The organism is Methylophilus sp. Leaf408, from assembly GCF_916856905.1.
Classification (GTDB): Bacteria; Pseudomonadota; Gammaproteobacteria; order Burkholderiales; family Methylophilaceae; genus Methylophilus.
The window spans coordinates 169,679-194,952 of the sequence record NZ_CAKASK010000001.1 but is presented as its reverse complement, the minus strand read 5'-3'; the positions used below and the strand labels follow the sequence as shown (position 1 = coordinate 194,952).

The window sequence follows — 25,274 nt, the reverse complement described above, 5'->3', positions numbered from 1 at the left end:
GCTACACCCCTTTAAATAATCGCAAAACAGCAGCTTCTGAAAGATACCTTTTCGCTTCAATCAAAGAAGCTTTTTCACGAATGTAAACTTCCTCTTCGGAAAGTTTCTCAAAAATGCTGACTCCTAACTCAGTCAAACACACCCTTCCCTGATCTTTCATCGCAATTCCATTAGAGACCAATAAATTTATTACCATATCGATTGCCGGCTCTAGTCTTACGTTGGGTCTTTTTCTATCATCTTTACCAGCCCAATTCAGATAAGTACTTAAATGTTCATCCTTTTTGATTATCCAATTTGCCGTATGAATTTTCATGAGAGAAGCGGAATTCTGAGTACCCGTAATTCCAAGTACGAGTACTACCAAACAAGATTTCCATAATGGCCGAGTATCACATGAAGTAAAGTTTTTACGCTTTGTGAAGGTAAATGGCGAGTTGAGTATGTCGGCTATTTGCATATCAAAAATCCAAGGGACAACGTATCAACCAATCTGCTATAACACCCCAAATAATTAACTCAAGATCAGTCTTTTTGATTGTTGGAATTTGTTCGACAATGTCACTTTTTAACTTTTCAAGTTCAACTGTTATAACTTCTTCGGGTTGCTTTGAACTATCGGTAAGAAATCGAGACTCTAAATAACCTCTTCGATTACTTATTAAACCATTTAGGTTTGAATGTATTTCTGGCCACTCTGCATTCAAATAATCAAGTAGATTTTGATACTCCAGATACTTTTGTACTAAAAAAGATTTAGCTTCTGCAACTTTTCCAGGATTAACTTTAGGCAGTTTTAAATCCATTTTTTCTAAAAATGATAGATTCTGAACGATCCAATCGCTTGCTTGATCAGCATTCACGGAATTAAAGTCTAAAGAAAGTTGATAGACTTCACTTTGCAGAGCTTTAACTTCCGTTCTGTAGTCACTTTCGGTTTGAATAATAATTTGAAAGTCGTTTGCAATATACGTAAGACCCATCCTTCTGACTTTGCTAGACTTAGCTGAGCAGTAAAGAGCCATCTCAGAATCCAAATACTCTGACGTCGCTAGTACCCATCGCGATATCTGCATATCTTTAAACAAAACATTAAATTGGTCTTTGTTTTTTACAGTTAGTTTATTTATGTCATTTCTAATTTTATTCTTTTGGGATTTTGTTAACTTTTCTTTGTCGCTCGATTGTTCTGGTAAATAACATTGAAATACATGTCCTGTAAAAGAATGACATTCAATACCAAAATCACCGCCATATGAATCTGGAATATCTCTAATATTCGCAGGTCCATAATGCTTTCTTAGAATATCTTTGAAATATTTTTCCCAAGTTTTGGGATCATTTTTAGGATTTATGTACATATCAGTAAAAACTCAAACCCTTTAGTTTTTAGTATTTGTTAAAAGTCTAACACTGGATATTACACAACCTTACCAGCTTATATTGAATCAATATCATTGCTTACAAATTAATTTTGCAGCGAGTTAGCTTTGAAATCGAAGTTAATTTATGCAAAACACACCTTAAAGCATTGAATTGACTAGCAAAACAGTATCTTTACAGTGTATACATACATAAAATTGTCTGTTAATGTAGCAAACATCAGAAAAATTACGGTGTTTTACACCGATCAATAGTCGGGGTGTTTATTGATGTTGGACATATCAGGAAAGTATTTGTATACCATACGCAGTGCGAATGGCGTGCTGGTTGAGAATTTGCAGGTGTTTGGCAAGTCTCGCACCGAAGCAGATGAGAAGATTCGCCAGATGTACTGGCGCTGTGAAATTATCAGTTGCGATATGGTTGTGAAGAAAGATTCGAAAGCACGTACACCACATATAAAAATGCAGTGGGTACGCCCCTAACATGGGGAGGACAGGCTGGCGTTAAGAACCAGCCCTGATTGCCGACTCTAAAGGCGCTTGTTGATACAAGCGCCTTTTTTATTGGTACTTTTGCAGATTAAAACAATGACAGATTGTTTGCCCGCGTATTGTTTTTGGCTGCCCTTTTTCTCGCTGGCTTTTTCACTGGCGCATGCTTGGGGGTGAGCATAGGCTCATCAAACAGGGATTGTTGCGCAGGGAACATATCGTTTTGCATTTGGGCTTTTTGCACATCAAGCCTGAGTTCGCAATCGACCCGGATATCTGATTTGGGTATGCAGCAACAAGGCAGAATTTCGTCGGCACCGATAAATGCCAGCGGTTGTTCAAGGTATTCCACTACCCCCGCCAGCAAACGCACGCGGCACCCGCCGCAATAACCGCTCCGGCATTGGTACTCTACTTCGTGCCCGGTGCGCTCAAGGCCTTCGAGCAGGGTTTCCTGCGGGATAAGGTTAAAGCGGATGTGCTGGCTTTGTACGACGCTCACTTTATGAATGGTAATTAGATAATTACAGAACGATAATTAAGTGAGCGAGCGGGATAAAGTGCAAGGCGTACGGAGCATAGGAACCGCAATGTACACGTAGTACATGAGGATTTTGAGCACCGCACAACGCCGCAATTTACCCGCGCAGCCACTAATCACAACTCAAAGTCGTTGAGATCATCTGCGGACATCTCCGAATCAATCTGACCAATCAGGTAAGAACTTAATTCCACCTCTTGCGGAGCGACTTGCACGGTGTCTGACGCCAGCCAGGTGTTGATCCATGGAATCGGGTTGCTTTTGGCATTGGGGAAAGCCGGTGGCAGGCCAACCGACGCCATGCGGGTGTTGGTGATGTATTCGACATACTGGCAGAGGATGTCTTTGTTGAGGCCTATCATGGAGCCGTCTTTAAACAGGTATTCTGCCCATTGTTTTTCCTGCTCGGCGGCAGTTTTGAACATCTCGAAACATTCCTGGTGCAACTCGGCGGCGATCTCGGCGAATTCGGCATCGTCCTGCCCGGAACGCATGATGTTGAGCATGTGCTGGGTGCCGGTGAGGTGCAGGGCTTCGTCACGCGCAATCAGGCGGATGATCTTGGCGTTGCCTTCCATCACCTTGCGCTCGGCAAAGGCGAATGAGCAGGCAAAGCTGACGTAGAAGCGGATGGCTTCGAGAATGTTCACGTTCATCAGGCAGCGGTACAACAGCTTTTTCAGCTCGCGGCGATTGACGACTTTTTGCTCGCCATTGATGACATGATCGCCCTCGCCCAGCTGCGAATACAGCATGGTCTGCTGGATCAGCTCATCGTAATAATGCGCGATATCCGACGCACGGGCGGTGATGTTGTCATTACGCACGATGTCATCAAAAATGATGGAAGGATCATTGACTATGTTGCGGATGATGTGGGTGTATGAGCGCGAGTGGATGGTCTCGGAAAACGCCCAGGTCTCGATCCAGGTTTCCAGCTCGGGCAGTGACACCAGCGGCAGCAAAGCCACGTTGGGGCTACGGCCCTGGATAGAATCGAGCAGCGTCTGATACTTCAGGTTGCTGAGGAAAATATGCTTTTCGTGTTCCGGCAGGTTCTGGTAATCAGAACGGTCCTGTGACACATCCACCTCTTCCGGACGCCAGAAGAAAGAAAGCTGCTTCTCGATCAACCGCTCGAATACCGGATATTTCTGCTGGTCATAACGCGCCACGTTGACGGGCTGACCGAAGAACATGGGTTCTTTAAGTTGATCGTTGTCTGTTTTGGTAAAGATGCTGTAGGCCATGGCCGTGTTCCTAATGTTTAAGTTTCAAGACTCAAACTGCTTTTTAAAATGTATTTACTACTTCACTGCAAGACATACCAAATAAGTGAGCGAGCCGGATGAAGTGCAAGGCGCCCGGAACGCAACAACCGAGACAGTACAAATAGTACGGCGAGGTTGTGAGTACCGCGCAACGCCGCAATTCGCCGGCGTAGCCACTTATTATTTAGATTTTGCAGGCACCACCGGCACAACCATCATCCTCCGCCTCGGTGCCGCCTTCAGTGGCTCCGTCACGCGTGTTATGGTAGTACAGCGTTTTAATGCCCAGTTTGTATACTTGCAGCAGGTCTTTCAGCAACTGCTTCATCGGCACACGGCCACCTTCAAAGCGGGTCGGGTCGTAGTTGGTGTTGGCAGAAATAGACTGGTCGACAAACTTCTGCATGATGCCTACCAGCTTGAGGTAGCCATCGTTGTTAGGCATTTTCCATAGCAACTGGTACTGGTCACGCAGGCGATCAATCTCCGGCACGACCTGGCGCAGGATACCGTCTTTGGATTGCTTGACGGTGACCAGGCCGCGTGGTGGCTCAATACCGTTAGTCGCGTTGGCGATCTGGCTGGAAGTTTCTGATGGCATCAGCGCGGTCAGGGTGGAGTTACGCAAGCCATCTTTCTGGATCTCTTTGCGCAGGGTTTCCCAGTCCAGCAGCAACGGTTCCGTCGTCACGCTATCCAGATCCTTTTTATAGGTATCAATCGGCAGAATGCCCTTGGCGTAAGTGGTTTCGTTAAACGCCTGGCATGGGCCGAATTCGCGGGACAACTGTACCGAAGCTTTCAGCAGGTAATACTGGATCGCTTCGAAGGTACGGTGGGTCAGGCCCAGCGCTGCATCGTCGGTATAGCTGGTACCGTTTTTCGCCAGGTAATACGCGTAGTTGATCACACCCACACCCAGTGAGCGGCGCTTGTCGGTCGCGTTGGAGGCAGCTTTGACCGGGTAATCCTGGTATTCCAGCAAGGCATCCAGCGCACGCACCACCAGGTCAGACAGGCCTTCCAGCTCGTCCAGCGATTCCAGTGCACCCAGGTTGAAGGCAGACAAGGTGCACAGTGCGATTTCGCCTTCTTCATCATTAATGTCATTCAATGCCTTGGTTGGCAGCGCGATTTCCATACACAGGTTGGACTGGCGCACTGGCGCGACAGCCGGGTCAAACGGGCTGTGCGTGTTGCAGTGGTCAACGTTCTGGATGTAGATACGGCCGGTACCGGCGCGTTCCTGCATCATCAGCGAGAACAACTCCACCGCCGGGATAGTCCGCTTGCGGATGCTGTCATCGTTTTCATATTGCGTATACAGGCGTTCGAACTCATCCTGGTCGGCAAAAAAGGCATCGTACAGGCCCGGGATATCATGCGGCGAGAACAGGGTAATGTTCTGGCTCTTGATCAGGCGCTGGTACATCAGGCGGTTGATCTGCACGCCGTAGTCGAGGTGACGCACGCGGTTTTCTTCCACACCACGGTTGTTTTTCAGAACCAGCAATGACTCCACTTCCAGGTGCCACAGCGGGTAGAACAAGGTCGCCGCACCGCCACGCACACCGCCCTGCGAGCAGGACTTCACCGCAGACTGGAACAGTTTGTAGAACGGCAGACAACCGGTATGTTGTGCTTCACCGCCACGGATTTCACTACCCAGGGCGCGGATACGGCCAGCGTTGACGCCGATACCGGCCCGTTGCGACACGTATTTCACAATCGCGCTGGAAGTGGCGTTGATGCTATCCAGGCTGTCATCACACTCGATCAGCACACAGGAACTGAACTGGCGGGTAGGCGTACGCACGCCGGACATGATAGGCGTAGGCAGAGAAATCTTGAAGGTGGAAACAGCGTCGTAAAAACGCTTGATCAGGTCCAGACGCGCCTGGCCTTTGTAGTTGGCAAACAGGCACATGGCCACCAGGATGTACAGGAACTGCGGGCTCTCGTAGATTTTCTTGGTGACGCGGTTTTGTACCAGGTATTTACCTTCTAGCTGCTTGACCGCCGCGTAAGAGAAATTGAGGTCACGCCAGTGGTCGATGTAGCCATTGAGCACATCGAATTCTTCACGGCTGTAATCACGCAACAAGTGCTGGTCATATTTGCCGAGCTCGGTCAGGCCGGTCACATGGTCAAACAGATGCGGTGGCTCAAACTGGCCATAGGCAATCTTGCGCAAATGGAAAATCGACAGGCGGGCTGCCAGGTACTGGTAATCCGGTGTTTCTTCAGAAATCAGGTCCGCCGCGGATTTGATGATGGTTTCATGGATAGCATCGGTACGGATGCCATCATAGAACTGGATATGGGAGCGCAACTCTACCTGCGACACCGACACATTATTCAGGCCTTGTGCTGCCCAATCAATCACGCGGTGAATTTTGTCGAGATTGATAGGTTCCTTGCGACCATCTCTTTTTGTGGCCTGCATGGATTCGTATTGTGACATTGATGGCTCCCAATTCTGGCAGCGGGGACTATAGAAGACGCAAACGCAAACATGGCACACCGGGCAACACCCGACATCATGATAAATGCACTGCAACTGCCGAGGACACCCCGCCTCAAACGTTAACAAGTAAAAAACTGACGGTCGGTCTCCTGGCTCTCAGGTCATGATTATTTGCTGTCGCCTTCCCGAATTTCTTCAGTGGCTTAAAGTGTTAGCAAACAACTCGCTGATCACAGTTGCGGGGGCAGCCCTGGCTTGATGAATACCGTGCAGTGTTTCACGCACCAGATTCCCTTTTAAATGCAGAAGAAGTGTTTCTCCTGCAAACCGTATGGATGCGACTATAAAACAATATCTATGGCTTTTCAATCAGACAAAACACAAGATATAGTTGTAAAGTCTAGCTTTCATATACAAGGTATTGTTTCTATTAAAGAATATGTTTAAAGAATTTTTTTAATAAAATTTTGAGAAAATGCATTGCATTTTTGATTGAATTACGCATTGAATGTTACAAAGCTGAAACATTTTTAATCAGGGTGCTTAAAACAGGAATAGGCGATAAAAACGCAAGTCTTGCAAGTGGTGATCGCCAACAAATATGAGACTATGCTATCAGTGACAAAATCGGCAAAATGAACCTGCTAGAAAACTCTTTTCCAGGTTAAAAATGCAGTGCAATTGCCGCTCTATTATCGCGATACTGTTTTGCCTGTTTATGTAAAACTATAAGCCACTAACGAAAACCACACTCGCAATGACTTACTTCAATTTCTCCACGATTCGCCTGGCAACCGTCCTGACTTTGGCTATCACTGGCAGTGCTGCACATGCCACCAATGGTATTAACCTGATCGGCTTTGGCGCTGAATCCAGCCTGATGGCCGGTGCTGATGTAGCAGTTGCACGCGACACCAGCGCGCTGAATACCAATCCGGCCGGGCTGACGCAGATCAAGGCACCGCTGCTGGACATGTTCGGCTCGATACTGCGCACCACCGACCTGGTGCATAAAGACCCCCGTAACGAAGAACACGCCTCTAACCGTTACACGCCTCTAGGCGGCGGTGGTTATGCGCGACCAATTGAAGACACATCATGCACGGCGGGCGTAGGTTTCTTTGCACAAGGCGGCGCCGGTGGTGTATTTGATAAAATCCGCACGCCATTTGGCAATCGCGATGATTTATCATCACTGTTCGGTATCGCTAAGGTTATTCCCGGCATTGGCTGCGAAGTGAACGAAAAACTTTCAATCGGGGCCAGCTTGAACTTTGTCTATGCAAGCATAGAGCAGGATTTTTTTGCCAATACCTCAGTCCCTGCTGCGCCCTTTATTGGCTATAAGTTAGAAGATGCATCGGCGATACGCACAGGGTTCAAGCTAGGCATGCAATATCGTGTCACGCCAACATTAACCCTGGCTGCCGCTTATAGCGAAAAGACTGAATTACCACTTACTGGCGGCTCATTAGTAGCTGATTTCACCGGCGCAGGATTAGGTAAGGTGAAGTATTCCGATGCCTCAGTCAAAGGCTTTGCGTTGCCGCGTGAAGTCGCTGTGGGTCTGGCATTTAAACCGGCGGATGCCTGGCTGCTTTCATTCAAGCTAAACTGGCTTAACTGGGATGATGCGATCAATGACGTGAAATTACGCGCCACCAACCCTAATAACTCTTTAGCACCTGCTGTGTATGGTTCAACCAACCCTGCCGACTGGAAAAACCAGTGGGTGATCGCCACCGGTGTTGCTTACAACTGGGATAACCGCACGACCATTTATGCGGGCCACAACTATGGCAAAAACCCGATTCCGCGTGAGACTACCAACCCGTTACTGGCTGGTATTTTAGAGCATCACCTGACGTTTGGTGCCGCGCGCAAGATAGACCAGAACTGGCTTGCAAACGGTGGCGTGGAGTGGATGCTGCCGGTAAAAGTAAAGTACAACAGCGACTTGTTCGGCGAATCGGAAATTCGTAATGAGGCGATTGTGCTGCACTTTATGCTGAGCCGCCGCTGGTAGGTTTAATGCCTATCCATAAAAAGAAAACGCTGATATCTATTACGGATATCAGCGCTGTTAACCAAAAATACGCCTAAAACAGACTCACTAAGCGTTTGCCCGCAACGTTTTAGCCGCTGCCACCATATTCGTCAGCGCCGGCAACACTTCAGCCCATTGGCGTGTTTTCAGGCCGCAATCCGGATTGACCCATAAACGCTCCGCAGGTATACGTTCGGCGGCCTTTTGCATCAACTGCACGATATGTGCCTCGCTTGGAATATTCGGTGAGTGGATATCGTAAACGCCAGGCCCGATCTCGTTCGGGTAGTTGAACTCATCAAATGCATCCAACAGCTCCATATCTGAACGCGAGGTTTCAATGGTAATCACATCGGCATCCATGTCGGCAATCGACTTGATGATATCGTTGAATTCCGAATAACACATATGGGTATGAATCTGTGTTTCATCGGCGACGCCATTGGCGGTGATGCGAAATGACTCCACTGCCCATTGCAGGTATTCATTCCATTGCGACTTGCGCAATGGCAAACCTTCACGCAAGGCTGCTTCGTCGATCTGGATCACATTGATGCCCGCTTTTTCCAGGTCCAGCACTTCCTGGCGTATTGCCAATGCCAGCTGGTAGCACGAGACAGAACGCGGCTGGTCATCACGTACAAATGACCAGTTCAATATCGTCACCGGGCCGGTCAGCATGCCTTTCATCGGCTTGCTGGTCAGTGATTGCGCATACTTGATCCATTCCACGGTCATGGCTTTGGGACGACTGATATCACCAAACAAAATAGGTGGTTTCACACAACGTGAACCGTAAGACTCCACCCAGCCGAACTGGCTGAAAGCATAGCCATCCAGTTGCTCACCGAAATATTCCACCATGTCATTGCGCTCAGCTTCGCCATGTACCAATACGTCCAGCCCCAGGGTTTCCTGTTCTTTGACGCTACGGGCAATTTCAGCTTCCATGGCTTTTTTGTAGCCAGCCTCATCCAGGCGCCCTGCCTTGAACTCACTGCGGGCATGACGAATCTCAGCAGTTTGCGGGAAAGAACCGATGGTGGTGGTCGGGTATTTAGGCAGCTTGAGCAATGCCGCCTGTTTGGCCGCACGTTGCGCATAATCACTCTGGCGCTGACCTAATTGTGACGTCACTTTTTCCAACGCAGCTTTCACCTGCGGATGATTGACGCGTTGCGAACTGCGACGCGCTCCAATCGCGGCCTGATTGTCTGCCAACTGGTCTTTGACTGCCGCTCGACCTTGATTCAAGGCGGTAGCCAGAATATTTAATTCTTGCAGTTTCTGGGTAGCAAACGCCAGCCAGGATTTAATCTCGCTATCCAGCTTTTGCTCACTCTCCAGATCCACAGGGACATGCAACAAAGAACAAGAAGGTGCCAACCACAAACGATCACCGAGGCGTTCTGCAATCGGTTCCAGCCAGTCCAGTGTGGCATTCAAATCTGTTTTCCAGATATTGCGCCCATTGATGACGCCCACTGAAAGCACTTTATGCGCAGGCAACATGCCAATCAAAGACACGACTTCACTGCGTGCGTTGATGGCGTCCACATGCAGGCCAGCCACCGGCAAATTGGCCGCCAGGTATTGGTTATCGGCAAGTTGGCCAAAGTAAGTGGCAACCAGCAACTTGACGCGGCAGCTCTTTAACTGGTGGTAGGCCAGGTTAAATGCATGCTGCCATTCCGCATCCAGCTCGGTTACCAGGAGTGGTTCGTCAATCTGCACCCATTCGACACCTTGTGTGGCCAATGTCTCCAGCAAATCTGTGTACACTTGCAGCAATTGCGGCAACAACGCTAGCCGGTTTGAGTCATCTTTTTCTTTACCTATCGCAAGGTAAGTCACAGGGCCAACAATCACTGGTTTCGCTCTGACGTTTTGCGCTTTGGCTTCGGCCAATTGTTCGAGCAGACGAGTCGCATCCAGCTTGAATTGGGTTTCAGCGGTGAATTCAGGCACGATATAGTGGTAGTTGGTATCAAACCACTTGGTCATTTCCCCGGCAGCCACGCCGCCGCAGCAATGGGCATGCTCTTCGCCAGACGCTGTGGTCCGGCCACGCGCTACACGGAAGTAATTATCCAGTTGGTCGCCATGAAAGTCCTGCACACGGGCTGGCAAATTACCCAGGGTAAAACTCATGTCCAGCACCTGGTCATAAAACGCGAAGTCACCTACAGGCGCTAAATCCAAACTAGCCTGCAACGCCCAGTTACCCTGGCGTAAATCTTGACCGACTTGCTTTAAAACCTCTAATGAAGACTGCCCTTTCCAGTAGGCCTCAAGGGCAAATTTCAATTCGCGTTTTGCGCCTATGCGCGGAAATCCTAGATTGTGTGTGGTGACCATGGTTGTCTCGCCTGTAATCGTTAAGAACACGCATTCTAGAAAACACAAACCATGAAGTAAAATGGTATTATTTCAACTATCGATTAATTTTATTCATACATAAACGATGATTGAACGTATCCATTTGGCGATTATTCGTGAGGTTGAACGGCAAGGCTCGCTGACAGCAGCGGCTGAAAAATTATTTCTCACGCAATCTGCCCTGAGCCACTCCATCAAAAAACTGGAACAGCAACTGGGCACGGATATCTGGCTACGCGAGGGCCGAAGTTTGCGCCTGACCCAGGCCGGGCAATATATGCTGGCAGTCGCCAACCGTTTGCTGCCACAGTTATCGCTGGCTGAGGAGCGCCTGCGCCAGTTTGCCCAGGGCGAGCGTGGCACCTTACGCATAGGTATGGAATGCCATCCTTGCTACCAGTGGTTGCTGAAAGTAGTGTCACCCTACCTGGCCGACTGGCCGGATGTGGATGTGGACGTGAAACAGAAGTTCCAGTTTGGTGGCATAGGTGCGCTGTTTGGCTACGAGATCGATATGCTGGTCACGCCGGACCCGTTATACAAGCCTGGCCTGATATTTCAACCAGTGTTTGATTATGAACAAGTACTGGTGGTGAATCATCAGCATCCATTTGCAAAGTCAGCCTACATAGTGCCTGAGCAGCTAAGCAACGAAACGCTGATTACCTACCCGGTCGAGATAGACCGGCTGGATATCTATAACCAATTTCTGCAACCAGCGGGCATCAGCCCGCACGTACACAAACCGATTGAAACCACTGACATCATGCTGCAAATGGTGGCCAGTGGCCGTGGGGTAGCCGCTTTACCGCGCTGGCTGGTGGAGGAATATCAAAGCAGGTTTGATGTGACGCCGGTGAAACTAGGCAAACAGGGCATCGCCAAACAGATCTACCTGGGTATCCGTGAAACCGATACCCAGATTGACTATGTGCAGGCCTTTATCCAGTTGGCTCAAGGTCGGAAGTGACTGCCATCACTCTAACTGTGTTAACTGTTCACGCAGGCTATCGATATCGTTGGCTTCGCCACGCACAGTGAAGAAAGTGCCGTCATCCTCCGAGCGCTCGCTCAATACCTGGCACGTACTGTAAATTTTGCCGCGCAGTTGTTGTGCGGACCAGGGCACAAAAATCTCGGCTTCAACCAGGTCCTGCTGGAAGAAGTCGACCAGCTTCTGGCGGAGCGCCGCCACTTCATCCGGGCGGCGGGCACTCATGACTATGCAATCCGGGTATTTCAGACGCAGGGCAGCCTCGCACTCGGCTTGCGCCGTGGCATCGCCAACATAGTCTATCTTGTTGAACACCCGGATACGCGGCACATCGTCCGCTTCGATTTCTTCCAGTACTTTATCTGTCACTTCAAGCTGGCGCTCAAAGCCGGGATCGCTTGCATCAATCACATGCAGCAGCAATGACGCATCCAGCGCCTCATCCAGCGTGGACTTGAAAGAGGCGACCAGGCCATGCGGCAGGTTCTTGATAAAGCCGACCGTATCACTGACCAGCACGCGTGGCACACTCTCGGGGTACAGGGCCCGCACCGTGGTGTCCAGTGTGGCGAAAAGCTTATTCGCCACCAGCACCTCGCTGCCAGTGAGTGCGCGCATCAAGGTAGATTTACCGGCGTTGGTATAACCGACCAGGGCGACACTCGCCATCGTCTCGCGCTCCTGACGGCGGGCGCGTTGCGTCCTGCGCTCGCCATCCATCACGATAATTTCCTGTTGCAGATCGGCAATGCGGTCACGAATCTTGCGCCTGTCCAGCTCGGTGTGCGACTCACCTGCCCCGCGGCCCCCCGCCCCACTGCGCTGACGGCCTTGTGGACCAGCCAGTTTCGCTGCCTCGCGCAAACGTGGCGCCATATAGCCAAGACGGGCAATCTCCACCTGGGCGCGTGCGGCGCGTGAGCGGGCATTGCGGTGAAAGATTTCGAGGATGACCATGGTGCGATCCATCACCTCGCAGCCCACTTCAATTTCCAGGTTACGCGCCTGGGCCGGCGAAATTTCGTGGTCAACCAGGACGGCCTCAATAGTGGGTAACTGTGCATCCAGCGACTGAGATTCATCCTCGGCAGATTCAATGCTGACGTAATCACGAATTTCCTCACGCTTACCTATCCCAAGATAACCGGTGGTATCAAAGCTAGAGCGCTTCTGTACAAATGTGTTTACGATTTTGTAGCCCAGCGTTTTTGCCAGTTCGCGCAGCTCGTTCAAAGAGGCTTCAAACTCGATATCACTCACATTGGGTAGCTGAACAGCCGCAACTACGGCGTATCTGATGGGCTCTTTTACTTCACTTTGCATTAGGGAGTTTTATCTCTTGGATTGGTGAGGGTAGATAGTACCTTTAAATGCAAGCTGCACCACTATGCAGACTTAGATAAAGTCTGAAAGACTGAATCTCATGTGTATGTTTTGACAGGCAAAAAACAGGAATTGTTAAGCTCATTCACTTGAAAGCATGCAAAATAAACGATGAAACAAAAAAGACGCGTGATCATCGCGTCTTTTTTGAGTCTCATTTGATTAGCCAATAATAACCAATCATCAACAATGGGATAGCTATTGCAACCCACGAGAGCCAGTGCCAGATACCTGTCCCTAATAATGCGGACAGCAACCCGAATGCCGTTAGTATTGCGAGTAACATCGGCCAACCCCATATACCGAAAAAGCGCTTATTCATCATGTCTCCTGTTAAACCCGTTGCGCATGCTTCTGCTCCAGTTCGCTTATCCGTAGCTCGGTATGCTGTCGCCGTTTGATCCATAGATACAAGCCGCTACCCAGTACCACAATCGTCACCAGGTCCAATAAGGTCCACAGAACTTTCAGCGGCAACCCACCATAATCACCAAAATGCAGTGGTTGCGAAAGCAGCAGGGTTTTCACATACCAGGGCATTTCCCTGGTATCGGTTAATTTTGCAGTTTGCGCATCCACCAAGGCTGGGCGTAGTAAACGTGAAGTGACCGGCGTATTGCCTTTCATAAATACCGTGTAATGATGCGGGCTGGAAAACATACTGCCCGGAAATGCGACAAAGCTGACATGCATATCCGGAACCGCTTTTTTGGCGGTCTCTATTGAGTCTTGCAGGGAACCCAATTGGGTGGGCGGCGGCAGCCCTTTGTAAGGCGCAATCATTTCTGCCATTTGGTCACTTTGCCAGACAAAAATCACAATCTGGCTCAGGGTATTAATTGTGCCAGTCAGCCCCACTACCAATGCCCAGATCAAGGTAGCCACACCCAGCAGGTTATGGATATCCAGCCATTTGAGCCTGGCCTGTTTCTCCCGACGAATAGTGCCGAAGTCCAGTCGCCGCATAAACGGGTGATAAAGCACAATACCTGAAACGATTGCGGCCACGAACAGCAACCCCATCAATCCTAAAAACAGCATACCGGGCATGCCGGCAAACATATCCACATGTAATTTCAGCATGACATACATAAAACCACGCTCAGGTGGCGGTGCATCGAGCACTTTGGCCGTGCGGGTATCTATGAGCACGATATTGGAATCATCCGGGGAGGCATCCATCGTTTTCGCCATGGAAACCAAGGTCACATTTGGATGCTCGTCCTGCTCCCAGAACATGAAACGGATGACATCTTGCGGTCTTTGTTTCCTGGCAGCCTCAGCAACTTTGTCCAAACTGATATTGGGCGTATTTTCCGGCATGGGTGGGGCTCCCACCACACCAACCAGATGCTCGATCTCTTCATGAAAGATCAAAGGCAGCCCAGTGATGCACAGCATCAGTAAAAATGCTGTGCAAATCAGGCTGGTCCACTTGTGAATCAGATACCACTTGCGGATAGTCATAAGATTACTTTTTTCATCTAACCTATCGCCGAGTGACTAAAAATCAGCCGTTGCCGACAGCAATAAAGTACGTGGCATGCCGAGATAGATATAGCCTTCGTTAGAAGTATTCCAGTAATCGCGGTTGAACAGATTCTCGATATTGGCACGAATAGTTACAGGCGTATCCTGCAATTTAGTTTTGTAACGTGCACCGATATCAAACCTGGTAATACTTGGGATAGACACGTTATTCGCCTGATCCACATATTGTTTGCTGGTGTAGATGACCCTGGAAGTCAATGTCAAACCGCTGACAAGCACCGGTTCCCATTCGCCACCCAGGCTAACTTGCCAATCAGGCACACCGACGGGTGTATTGCCATTTAGAGCAGTACTTTCATTTTTAACCAGCTTACCTTGCGTATAAGCACCGCCACCTAGCAGACGAACGCCAGAAACTATCTCGCCAAATACGTTAAGCTCAACACCTCGATTCCGCTGTTCACCACTGACACTTAATGTATTATTAGCGACCACTGCACTGGGACGCTCAATTTCAAACACGCTCAATGTAGTGGCAATACTGCCCCAATCCTTTTTTATGCCCGCTTCTTTTTGCTTGGTTTTATACGGTGAGAAGGCCTGCCCGCCATTACTCAAAGTAGGTGCTGCAATCTGGCCTTGACTCAAGCCTTCAATATAGTTGGCATACAAAGACACGCCTTCCCAAGCTTTTAACACCACACCAGCTACAGGTGTAATTGCGCTTTCATCATATTTGGCACTGTTTTTTACTCCACCAGCAGCGAAATTATAAGATTGCTGCTCTACATTTTGATGTCTAGCACCTAAAGTAATCAATAACTTTTCATCCAAGAATGACAAGGTATCTGCCACTGCATAGCTCGTTAATGATATTGTGCCTAGCCTGACTTTACTGCCATCCATACCTGAGGTGCTAGGTGTGTCTATATAGGTAGGGGCATAGATATTGCTGAAAACAAAGCCAGACAAAGCAGTCATGAATATATTGGTATTCTGATTAACTTTTGTTGCACCAATACTCACCTGGTGTCCCACTTTGCCCGTGGAAAATTTAAACCGACTGCCCGCTTCATACGACTCTGACTTTACCTCAAACATTTGCAAAATTGGCGTAGATCTAAAGTCTCCATTAGCGTTCAGTTGGTCTGGATTGCCTGCCACCGCGTCCATCTGGCTGTTCCGAGTACCTACACCGGCATACACCATCGCGGCATCAGTCAGATCATATTCGCTCCTTAATACCATGGAACGGTCTTTCATTTGCGAATGACCATAACCCGGGTAGTTCAGTTTATTATCAGGTGCGTCCGGCATTTTGGCGAGGGTATCGCCGACTTGGAACTGGCGGACAACTTTGTTGATCGTTTCTTGCTGATTAATGAAATCAGCTGTGACACGTAGCCGTTCGCCACGATAATCCAGCGCCAGGCTACCCATAAACTCTTCCAGTTTCTGTCTATCTATCGTGGTATCGCCTTTGCGATACATCCCGTTCAGGCGCACACCAAATGCATTACTCTCACCAAAACGGCGTCCTAAATCGGCAGTCCCGCCAAACACGGAGTCATTCATGTAAGTCACGCCGAAACGGCTTAACGCCTCATCCGCTGCACGTTTTGGCACAATATTGATACTGCCACCCACATTACCACTGGGTGGCATGCCGTTCAGCAATGAGCTAGGCCCTTTGAGGACTTCAATACGCTCAGCCATTTCAACCGGCACCCGGAAATAAGGCATCAATCCGTACATACCATTTAAAGCGATATCCTGGCTGGCTACCGTGAATCCGCGGATGGAAAAGTCTTCATTGATATTGGTGCGCGCACTGGTTTGCCTGACCGAAGGGTCATTTTGCAATACATCACCTATGCTGCGTGCCTGCTGGTCAGCAATGATGTCCGAGGTATAGTTGGTGACATTAAACGGGACATCCAGAAAGTCGCGTTCACCTAATATGCCCGCCCTACCCTGACGGGCTACTTGCGACCCGGCATAGACTTTATTTTCTTCCTTCACTTTTGCATCAGCCACTACCACCTCAGGTAATGTATCCACGCTGCTGGAAGATGCGGGTAATGGTTGTACAGCCTTCTGTAATTTATAGCTGCCATTCTCCTGCGTGACTGCTTGCAGGCCACTACCTCCCAGGATGACATTCAAGCCTGGCAATACTTCATATTGCCCATGCAATCCGCGGCTTTGCTTGCCTTGGGTTAACTTGGCATCAATCACCAGCAATATGCCAGTTTGTTTGGCATAGGTGTTCAGCACCTGATCCAAAGATGCAGGCGCAATATCGAATGACTGGACGGCGGTATTCGCATGTTGCGATACTTCTGCATAGGCGCGTGGCATATAGGCCATAGACACCATACCGGAGAGCAATAGTAAACCAGCAAGCTGGTGGAGTCGGAACACAGGCAATTTCACCTGATGTTGAATTGAGTGGGACATGGAAATTTCCTCGTTGAAAAAGTAGTCTTCTCTCCTATCCCGAACGAGAAAATAAAAGTGCTACACCTGAAGCAGTATTTTTTTCATCGAGTCACATTTAAGTGGCATGTACAGTTACCCAATATCTGGAAAAATAATCTATCCGCAATGGCAAAGCCTGTAATAAAGATTGCAATACCCTGTCCGTATCCAGCAAGGGGAACACACCGGAAACCACCATATTGGCCACGACCTGATCATAGCGAATCACACCGGAACGGTAACGGTTGAGCTCATCCAGGAAAGCACCCAGGCGCATTTGCTCTGCCACCAGTTGCCCATCGAGCCAGGCGCTTTCATTAATGTTGGGCGATAAAGCAGTCACAGCATCATTGGAGAATCCGGCCTGCTGGCCACTGGCAATCACCAGGCTATACATCTCATTTTCCGGTCTCAACTTTACTTGCCCCTGATGCACAGCTACCCTGGTTTCATGCGGTTTGAGTCGGACATTGAATTGTGTACCCAGTGCCTGGGCAGTGCCATGTCGCGTTTGTACCAAGAACGGCCTCGCCTGACTCGCATCTGGCGCGGTGCTGATATAAATTTCCCCCTGGTGCAAGATGAGTCTACGCTCATGGTCACTGTAGGCTATATCCACTGACGTTGCTGTATTCATCACCAACTGGCTGCCATCAGCCAGCACAACTTTTTCTTGCTGGCCGGTATGCGTACGGTAATCGGCAGCCAGCGTTTGCCAGCTTTCACTCTTACGTACGATAGGCACTGTGCCACCCGTTACAGCAGCCAGCCCCAGCAACTGCAGCAATCGGCGTCTTTTGGCCGAATGGATCTTTTCTTTTAGTAACTCAACCGCGCGGTCAGGCACTAATTGCAGCTTTTTCTGCATCACGCCGATTTCACGCCAGGCCTGTTGATTCACATCACTCGAAGTCAGCCACTCCTCAAACAATTGCTGCTCATCGGCAGTCACTTCACCAGACCACAATACGACCTGCCACTCCAATGCCTGTTGCTGGGCATGTGCATAATCAGCTGAGGGATTCATGGCACGCAGTCGGCTCATAGCAACTCCATACAGGCTTGTGTGGCTTTCAGCATATATTTACGAACGGCGGCTACAGAAATACCTAGCCGATTAGCAATTTCACTGTAGGTAAGATGCTCGAAGCGTGAAAGGATAAACGTCTCGCGTACATTTGAAGGCAATTGATCCAGCACTTTGTCGAACTGGATCAAAGTTTGCAACACTATCACTTGCTGCTCGGGGGATGGCGTCTCAACTGCTGGCAATTGCATCAGCCATTCCTGATATGCCAATTCCAGACGCTGACGTCGGTAAAGATCAATCATCAAACCTTTGGCTATTTGCGTGAGATAAGCACGGGACTGCTCTGGCAACGGCGTTTTATCTGAAACAATTAACCGCAGGAAGGTATCTTGTGCAAGATCAGCCGCAGTATGGTGACAGGACATTTTTTTTCGCAACCAGGCTTTCAACCAGCGATGATGAGTGCTATACAAATGGTGAAATTGCTGTTGTACGGCTGGGTCTGGCATTGGCATAATGAATCATTAATAAGAATCATTATCAATGATACCTAACGTATAAAAACCCGACAATAGCAAACTCTGTGTAACTTAATACAAGCCCATAAATATTGCATTACTGGAAAAAACCTTATGTTTATTAACAAATTTTCCGTAATATCGTCGGGATGACCTTACTCTTAAAAACAGAAAGCGATTTGACGGTCATGTCAGCGTTCGTGAAAAGATATGTCTGATAAATGCTAACTTAAAGTGTGTGCTTTAATAAAAGAATACAAAAAAGCCCATCACATTGTGACGGGCTTTTTATATGCAGATCGAACTATGAACGACGGCGAGCTGCGATCAACCCCAAAAGACCCAAGCCAGCAAGGAAGCTTGCGCTAGATACTGGCTCAGGCACTGGTGAAAGTGCTGCTGCTACATCCGGACCACCGCCTACTAACTGAAAGCTGCCTGAATACAGGCCGTTTGTTGTGTAAGCCGTGACAATGCCACCTATGAAATCAACACCTGTAGCACCATAAGAGCCATTCAAGGCTGAATCTGGATCCCATTTGAAGCTGAATGTCTCAAAAGTATTGAAACTTGTGAAATCAAAACCGAAAACGGAACCGCTACCGAAGAATGTAGCTGTGCCGCCTGATGGATTCGTCACGGATGTTGGGGTTCCATCGATGATCAGACTACTTCCATCCGCTGTTATAGTACTACTGAAATCAAAAACGATTTTGGTGATTTCGTAGCTTGAGCCATTAAAGCCACCAGTTTCGATATTGAATCCATCGCCACCGGGTTCTGTCACAAAAATAGAAGCCGCAGCAAAAGCCTGCGAGCATCCGAAAGCCAAGCTTAATGCAACTGCAAATTTACTAAGTTGTTTCATATGGGTCTCCTCAATTAGAAATAATAAGAACTTCAAAAAACGCTTAAAAAACTGGGAAATCGCCCTGAAACTATATTATTTATATTTTTTTAATATTTGATTTAAATATACATTCATCAATGAAATTTGCAATTGACTTTTCCTCTTTGCAAATGAATTCAGGTGAAAATTTTTGTTAACTCAACACTTAACGCAAGATTAAATATCTCCACTGACTTTTCTATCTTTTAACTGCCACCAAGCGCTTTATACAGGCTCACTTGATTCTGTAGTGCCAGCTGCCTGATTTGCAATGCCTGCGCCTGTGCATCCAACACACTACGTTGGGCGTCCAATAACTCCAAATAGGTCACCAGCCCTTGATCCAGTTTGCGTTTGACCAGTTGCAGGCGACTGCTTTCCAGATCATTCAAGCGAGTCCTGGCGGCGGACTCTTCTCCAATCGCGGTGCGAGTAGAGAGCACATCCATCACTTCTTTAAATGCAGTCTGTATGGTTTTTTCATAATTAACGACTTCGATGTGCTGGCGCGCTTCTGCCAGGTTCAGGTTAGCTTTGTTTCTGCCATAGTTAAATATCGGGATAACAAGTTGCGGACTGAATGCCCAGTAATTGCTGCCGGTCTGGGTAAACAGTTTGGAAAAGTCAGAATTGACCAGGCCGACGTTGGTGGTCAGTTGCAGACGCGGATAAAACGCAGCCCGGGCAGCACCGATATTGGCATTGGCGGCTTTTAGCTGATGCTCGGCTGCGCGGATATCGGCTCTTCTGGTTAACAGCGTTGAAGGCAATCCGGCGGGTGTGGTACCTAGCCTGAGTGCTTCCAATGGCTTGACGGTCAACGCCGTGCGCTGTGAGGGTTCGCCTAACAATAAATAAAGCGCATTCTTGGTGGTTTCCAGTTGGCGTTGCCATTGCGCATATTGCGCCTGCACTTGCTCTACCTGAATCTGCGCGGCTTTCACATCCAGTATCTGGTCTAACCCTGCGTCAAAACGGCGCTGGGTGCGCTGCAAGGTCTGTTTTCTGTCATCCAGCGTTTGCTGCGCCAGTTTGAGCTGTGCGTGTATGGTCAACAGGTTGACGTATTGCGTGGCGATTTCGGTGACAAGTGACGCCTGTATCGCCTGCCTGTTTTCCTCGACAGCCAGATATTGTTCCAGTGCGGCCTGAGATAAACTTTTGACGCGACCGAATATATCCACTTCGTACTCGGAGATACCAACGCCTACCCGGAATAACTCTGCTTCAAAGGCCTGGCTGGAACTGAATACGGTTCTGCTACGGTCGTAAGCGAGGTTACCTTGTATGGTTGGTAACCGGTCGGCTTTCTGGATGCCGTAAGTGGCTTTGGCTTCGTCCATGCGCAACACCGCCGTTTTCAGGTCGCGATTATGCTCTAAAGCTACCTGAATCAGCTTTTGTAAATCGGTATCCGGGAAGTAACTTTGCCAGGTTAATGGCGGCGCATCGGTCACGGCATCACTGGCGGGTTGTCCGGGATATGCTTCAGGCACCGGTGCTGCGGGCCTGAAATATTCAGGGACCAGCGAGCAGCTGCTGAGCACGACCACCAGCGCAATGCCTGCTGCCAGTTGGCCTTTGATACGACTACACTTCATGGGACACCTTTTGTTGAGTTTCCGGCTTGCGCATCCAGCGCCCGACCACCATAAAAAACAAGGGAACAAAAAAGATAGCCAGCAAGGTGGCAGTGATAATACCGCCGAGCACGCTGGTCCCGATGGCCACCTGGGCACCAGATGCTGCACCGGTAGAGAAAGCCAGCGGGATCACGCCAACCCCAAACGCCAGAGATGTCATGACAATCGGACGCAAACGCTCTTTGGCGGCCAGCAGGCTGGCCTCAATTAATGGCATGCCCTGCAATACGTGTTCACGCGCAAATTCCACAATCAGGATGGCGTTCTTTGCAGACAAGCCTATGGTGGCAATCAGGCCCACCTTGAAATAAATGTCATTCGGCAATCCGCGGATGGTCACACCTAATACGGCGCCTAGGACACCCAATGGCACTACCAGCATCACGGCGAATGGAATCGCCCAGCTTTCAAACAACGCAGCCAGTACCAGGAACACCACCAGGATAGACAAGCCAAACAACAAAGCAGCCTGGCTGCCGGATTGCTTTTCTTCCAGCGATTGACCGGCCCATTCAAAGCCTATGCCTTTGCCCAGGCCCTGCACTACCGTCTCAACTTTTTTCATGGCATCGCCACTGCTGTAACCAGGCGCCGGCCCGCCATTGATATTGAAGGAAGGAAACCCGTTAAAACGGGTGCGTTGCGGCGTGCCCATGGCCCAATCCAGCGTCATGATGGAAGAAAGCGGTACCAGGCTGCCATCCGCCGCTTTCAGGCGGATTTTCTTGATATCTTCCAGCGTCTGGCGTTGCTTGCCATCGGCCTGAATCAGTACCCGGCGCACTTGGTTGCCATAGACAAAATCCCCCAGGTAATTGGATCCCAACAGCGTCGCCAGCGTCTCATTGATCTCATCTAGCGACACCCCTAGCGCATTGGCTTTAGTGCGGTTAAGTTGCATGTTAACCACCGGTGTATCGTACAAACCTGCGAACAATACATTGGCTAATTCAGGATGTTTGGCCGATTCGGAAATCAGTTGGTCACGCGCTTTCATCAGCTTTTCTATGCCTACACTGGCGCGGTCGACAAGCTTCAGATCGAAGCCGCCTACACTGCCTAACTCAGGTAACGGTGGCGCATTCATGGCAAAAATAGTTAAATTTGGACGACCATAAAAGTGTTGGTTAACGCGATTCACAATCGCCGATACCTGCTGCTCTGCCTCAGGCCGCTCTGCCCAATCTTTCAGCGTGATAAACAGCATGCCGCTATTGGTACTGGTACCGTAGAAGCTGAAGCCACTGACTTCAAAAATGATATCCACCGGTTCGTTCTTCTGGATATAGCTGCTCATATCGCCCAGCACTTGTGCGGTTTCCGCCAGGGTCGCACCTTGTGGCAAAGACACCATCACCATAAAGTTACCCTGGTCTTCTTCCGGCAGGAAAGCGCCCGGTAAGCGCATGAACAGCCAGCCTACCAGGGTCACGATCAGTGCGAACACCACCAGCCAGCGCAGTGGCTTGTTCAGCAAACCTCCGGTCAGGCGTGTGTATCGCTCGGTCAAGCGTTGAAAGCTGCGGTTAAACCAGACAAAGAAACCGGCTTTTGCCCCGGATTCATGGCGTAACAAGGTCACGCACAACGCAGGCGTCAGCGACAATGCGAGGAATGCAGAGAAACTGATCGAGACGGATAATGCCAGCGAAAACTGGCGGTAAATATTACCTACAGCACCGCTGAAAAATGCCATCGGGATAAACACCGATACCAGAACGGCAGTAATCCCAACCACTGCGCCACTGATCTGCGACATGGCTTTCACGGTAGCATCGTAGGGTGACAAGCCTTCATCGACTATCAGGCGTTCTACGTTTTCCACCACCACAATCGCATCATCAACCAGGATACCAATCGCCAGCACCACACCAAACATCGTGAGTACATTAATCGAGTAACCCAGCCAGTACATCACGGCAAACGTACCCATCAGCGCAATCGGCACCACAATGGTCGGGATCAGCGTTGCGCGTAGGTTTTGCATAAATAGGTACATGACCAAAAACACCAGCACCACCGCCTCAATCAGCGTCTGGATCACTTTTTTGATCGAAATAGATACAAAGGCAGAGGAGTCATACGACAGCTGGAACACCACATTCGGCGGGAAGTAGGGCTGCATCTGTTCCATGGCAACCTTCACGCGCTTGATCGTTTCTACCGCATTTGAACCCGGTGCCAGTTTGATCGCCATACCGGCTGCATTCTTGCCATTCACTTTTGAGCTGTAGGTATAGTCGCTACTGCCCATTTCGACGCGCGCGACGTCCTTGACCAGCAACGCTGAGCCGTCCGGCTGCGTGCGGATAGGCACATTGGCGAAATCTTCCGCGGTTTTAAGCGTGGCATCTGCTTCCAGTGACACACTGAGTGGCGTGCCATCAGGCACACCGCTGGCACCCACCTGGCCCAGAGTCAGGCGGGTATTGTAACTACGCAAAACATTGGAAATTTCCGACACGCTGACATTCAGGCCTGCCATCTTCTGCGGGTCAGGCCAGATACGCATGGCATATTCCGGGCTGAAAGATTGCACCTTACCCACACCCTGCACGCGTTTAAGCGTAGGCATCACAGTGGCAGAAGACAACTCTCCAAGGTCAATTTCGCTGTAGCGATTATCTTCAGAAGTCAGCGACACGATCAGCTGGAAGCTGTCAGCAGATTTTTCGACCATGATGCCGCTACGGCGGACGATTTCCGGCAAGCGCACTTCCACGCTCTTGAGGCGGTTCTGTACATCCACCGCCGCCAGATCGGGGTTGGTGCCCTGGCGGAATGTCACGCTGATGGACGCCATGCCCACATTGCTGGTGGCCGATACATACATCAGGCCTGGCATGCCATTCATCTCGCGCTCAATAATCGAGGTGACGGTTTCTTCGACCACTTTCGCTGACGCGCCGGGATAAGTTGCCGCGATATTGACCACTGGCGGTGCGATGTCAGGATATTGTGCAATCGGCAATTGTTTAATCGCCAGGATACCGGCCAGCACAATCAGGATAGCGATCACCCATGCAAATATCGGGCGATCAATAAAGAATCTGCTCATGAAGCGGCTTTCGTTGTTTTTTCGGTGGTGTCGCTTTTGCTAGCGTCTTTATCATTTACGCCGACCACTTTCGGTGTCACTTTTGTACCCGCCACTTGTGTAGCCGCATTGGTGATCACTACCTTTTCGCCGGGTTGCAAGCCCTGCTCAATCACCCATTGTTTGCCCGACAGGCTGCCGGTTTGCACTTCACGTGATTCAAGCGCTTGCTGTGCATTCACTACCCAAACCCTTGCTGAAAACTGGTCGCGAAGCAAGGCATCACGCGGGATCAAAATAGCTTTCGGGTTTGTTGCCTGGCGTATCTTCAGGCGCACATACGCGCCTGGCATCAACTCTTGCTGCGGGTTTTCAAAAATGGCGCGCATCACCACTGAGTCTGTGGTCTGGTTGACAGACACATCCGAGAATGACAGTTTTCCAGCGCTTGGGTAAGCTGATCCGTCTGGAAGAATCAATTCGATTTTAAATTTGCCATCGCTACCCTTGAGTTGCCCGTCCCGCAGTGCTTTGCGCAAGGCAAATACTTCAGAAGAGGATTGCGCGAAGTTCACGTAGACCGGATTTACCTGCTCCACCGTGGTCATATGCGTGGCTTCATCCTTCCCCACCAGCGCACCTTCAGTCACCAGCGCACGTCTTGCCACCCCATCAATAGGTGCTGCCACATTGGCATAGCCAACATCCAGTTTGGCGCGATTGAGTTTGGCATGGGCAGCAGCCACTTCGGCTTTTGCCAGCTGCACTTCGGCTTGCGCCGCACGAAAATCGCGCTGGCTCACCGATTGGTCGCTCACTAATGCCTGGTAGCGTTGCAATTTGTCATTGGCATTCACCAGGTTGGCTTCTGTCCTGGCTAACTCAGCTTCGGCTTCCAGCTTGGAAGCCTGTAATTGTTCGGGATTCAGCGCAAACAAGATTGTCCCGGCTTTGACAACTTGCCCTTCGTGGTACAAACGCTTGGCGACAATACCGGTGACGCGTGCCCGTACTTCAGCAATCCGGAAAGCCTCTACCCGACCTGGCAGCTCCACTTCCGTAGGTATTTCTGTATATTGCACCTGAACTACCTCAACTTCGGGCGCGCCAGTCTTGTCAACGGCTGCCTCTTCAGTTTTGCTGCAGGCAGCCAAAAACAATAATAAAAACAAGGAAATGGATACTGAACGGAATAGCGACATACACATACCTTAAATGCGGATTGC

At 49.5% G+C, this 25,274-nt stretch carries 18 protein-coding genes and 1 riboswitch; of the genes, 3 read left to right on the top strand and 15 right to left on the bottom strand.

Annotated elements, in window-relative coordinates; genetic code table 11:
* Position 1: 1 nt before the first annotated feature.
* A complete protein-coding gene (locus tag LPA26_RS00840; RefSeq protein WP_229006968.1) occupies positions 2–460 on the bottom strand; it encodes a hypothetical protein in 459 nt (152 codons plus the stop codon).
* A gap of 1 nt (position 461) precedes the next feature.
* Positions 462–1,361 carry a hypothetical protein gene (locus tag LPA26_RS00835; RefSeq protein ID WP_229006967.1) on the bottom strand — a complete coding sequence of 300 codons (900 nt, stop codon included), beginning with the start codon at positions 1,359–1,361 and terminating at the stop codon, positions 462–464.
* Positions 1,362–1,652: 291 nt separating this feature from the next.
* Here LPA26_RS00835 and LPA26_RS00830 point away from each other — a divergent pair, with 291 nt between their 5' ends.
* Positions 1,653–1,868 (top strand): hypothetical protein, encoded by a 216-nt coding sequence (locus LPA26_RS00830; RefSeq protein ID WP_229006966.1) that lies wholly within the window; start codon positions 1,653–1,655, stop codon positions 1,866–1,868.
* 97 nt (positions 1,869–1,965) lie between these two features.
* Here LPA26_RS00830 and yfaE read toward each other — a convergent pair whose 3' ends face one another.
* From yfaE to nrdA, 3 genes are all read right to left on the bottom strand, one after another.
* Positions 1,966–2,379, bottom strand: a complete 414-nt coding sequence (yfaE, locus tag LPA26_RS14305) for a class I ribonucleotide reductase maintenance protein YfaE (protein ID WP_305080442.1) — start codon at positions 2,377–2,379, stop codon at positions 1,966–1,968.
* A gap of 155 nt (positions 2,380–2,534) precedes the next feature.
* Positions 2,535–3,668, bottom strand: a complete 1,134-nt coding sequence (gene nrdB / locus LPA26_RS00820) for a class Ia ribonucleoside-diphosphate reductase subunit beta (RefSeq protein ID WP_229006965.1) — start codon at positions 3,666–3,668, stop codon at positions 2,535–2,537.
* 205 nt (positions 3,669–3,873) lie between these two features.
* On the bottom strand, positions 3,874–6,153 hold the full coding sequence (gene nrdA / locus LPA26_RS00815; RefSeq protein WP_229006964.1) for a class 1a ribonucleoside-diphosphate reductase subunit alpha: 2,280 nt from the start codon (positions 6,151–6,153) through the stop codon (positions 3,874–3,876).
* A 124-nt stretch (positions 6,154–6,277) separates the two neighbouring features.
* Positions 6,278–6,503: riboswitch (cobalamin riboswitch) on the bottom strand.
* Between the two features lie 410 nt (positions 6,504–6,913).
* On the opposite strand from nrdA, the gene LPA26_RS00810 reads away from it, so the two are divergent.
* Positions 6,914–8,182 (top strand): OmpP1/FadL family transporter, encoded by a 1,269-nt coding sequence (locus LPA26_RS00810; RefSeq protein ID WP_229006963.1) that lies wholly within the window; start codon positions 6,914–6,916, stop codon positions 8,180–8,182.
* Between the two features lie 87 nt (positions 8,183–8,269).
* On the opposite strand, the gene metE is transcribed toward LPA26_RS00810, so the two are convergent.
* Complete coding sequence (gene metE, locus LPA26_RS00805) at positions 8,270–10,561, bottom strand: 5-methyltetrahydropteroyltriglutamate--homocysteine S-methyltransferase (RefSeq protein ID WP_229006962.1); 2,292 nt, start codon at positions 10,559–10,561, stop codon at positions 8,270–8,272.
* A gap of 106 nt (positions 10,562–10,667) precedes the next feature.
* On the opposite strand from metE, the gene LPA26_RS00800 reads away from it, so the two are divergent.
* Positions 10,668–11,552 carry a LysR family transcriptional regulator gene (locus tag LPA26_RS00800; RefSeq protein ID WP_229006961.1) on the top strand — a complete coding sequence of 295 codons (885 nt, stop codon included), beginning with the start codon at positions 10,668–10,670 and terminating at the stop codon, positions 11,550–11,552.
* 6 nt (positions 11,553–11,558) lie between these two features.
* On the opposite strand, the gene hflX is transcribed toward LPA26_RS00800, so the two are convergent.
* The 9 genes from hflX to LPA26_RS00755 all read right to left on the bottom strand — a co-directional run bounded on the left by hflX (position 11,559) and on the right by LPA26_RS00755 (position 25,250).
* Entirely contained in the window at positions 11,559–12,899 is a 1,341-nt protein-coding gene (hflX, locus tag LPA26_RS00795) for a GTPase HflX (protein ID WP_229006960.1), read from the bottom strand.
* A 393-nt stretch (positions 12,900–13,292) separates the two neighbouring features.
* Positions 13,293–14,426: a PepSY domain-containing protein gene (locus tag LPA26_RS00790; protein WP_229006959.1), complete on the bottom strand. Its 1,134-nt coding sequence runs from the start codon at positions 14,424–14,426 to the stop codon at positions 13,293–13,295.
* Positions 14,427–14,462: 36 nt separating this feature from the next.
* Positions 14,463–16,910: a TonB-dependent receptor gene (locus LPA26_RS00785; protein ID WP_229006958.1), complete on the bottom strand. Its 2,448-nt coding sequence runs from the start codon at positions 16,908–16,910 to the stop codon at positions 14,463–14,465.
* 97 nt (positions 16,911–17,007) lie between these two features.
* The gene (locus LPA26_RS00780; protein WP_229006957.1) at positions 17,008–17,976 is read right to left on the bottom strand and encodes a FecR domain-containing protein; all 969 of its coding nucleotides are present in this window, start codon (positions 17,974–17,976) and stop codon (positions 17,008–17,010) included.
* Positions 17,973–18,476 (bottom strand): sigma-70 family RNA polymerase sigma factor, encoded by a 504-nt coding sequence (locus LPA26_RS00775; RefSeq protein WP_229006956.1) that lies wholly within the window; start codon positions 18,474–18,476, stop codon positions 17,973–17,975. The genes LPA26_RS00780 and LPA26_RS00775 overlap by 4 nt, the downstream gene beginning before the upstream one ends.
* A gap of 307 nt (positions 18,477–18,783) precedes the next feature.
* A complete protein-coding gene (locus LPA26_RS00770; protein WP_229006955.1) occupies positions 18,784–19,347 on the bottom strand; it encodes a PEP-CTERM sorting domain-containing protein in 564 nt (187 codons plus the stop codon).
* 227 nt (positions 19,348–19,574) lie between these two features.
* A complete protein-coding gene (locus LPA26_RS00765; protein WP_229006954.1) occupies positions 19,575–20,969 on the bottom strand; it encodes an efflux transporter outer membrane subunit in 1,395 nt (464 codons plus the stop codon).
* Positions 20,959–24,069, bottom strand: a complete 3,111-nt coding sequence (locus LPA26_RS00760; protein ID WP_229006953.1) for a multidrug efflux RND transporter permease subunit — start codon at positions 24,067–24,069, stop codon at positions 20,959–20,961. The genes LPA26_RS00765 and LPA26_RS00760 overlap by 11 nt, the downstream gene beginning before the upstream one ends.
* Positions 24,066–25,250 carry an efflux RND transporter periplasmic adaptor subunit gene (locus LPA26_RS00755; RefSeq protein ID WP_055870808.1) on the bottom strand — a complete coding sequence of 395 codons (1,185 nt, stop codon included), beginning with the start codon at positions 25,248–25,250 and terminating at the stop codon, positions 24,066–24,068. Before LPA26_RS00755 ends, LPA26_RS00760 begins: the two co-directional genes overlap by 4 nt.
* Between the last annotated feature and the right edge of the window lie 24 nt (positions 25,251–25,274).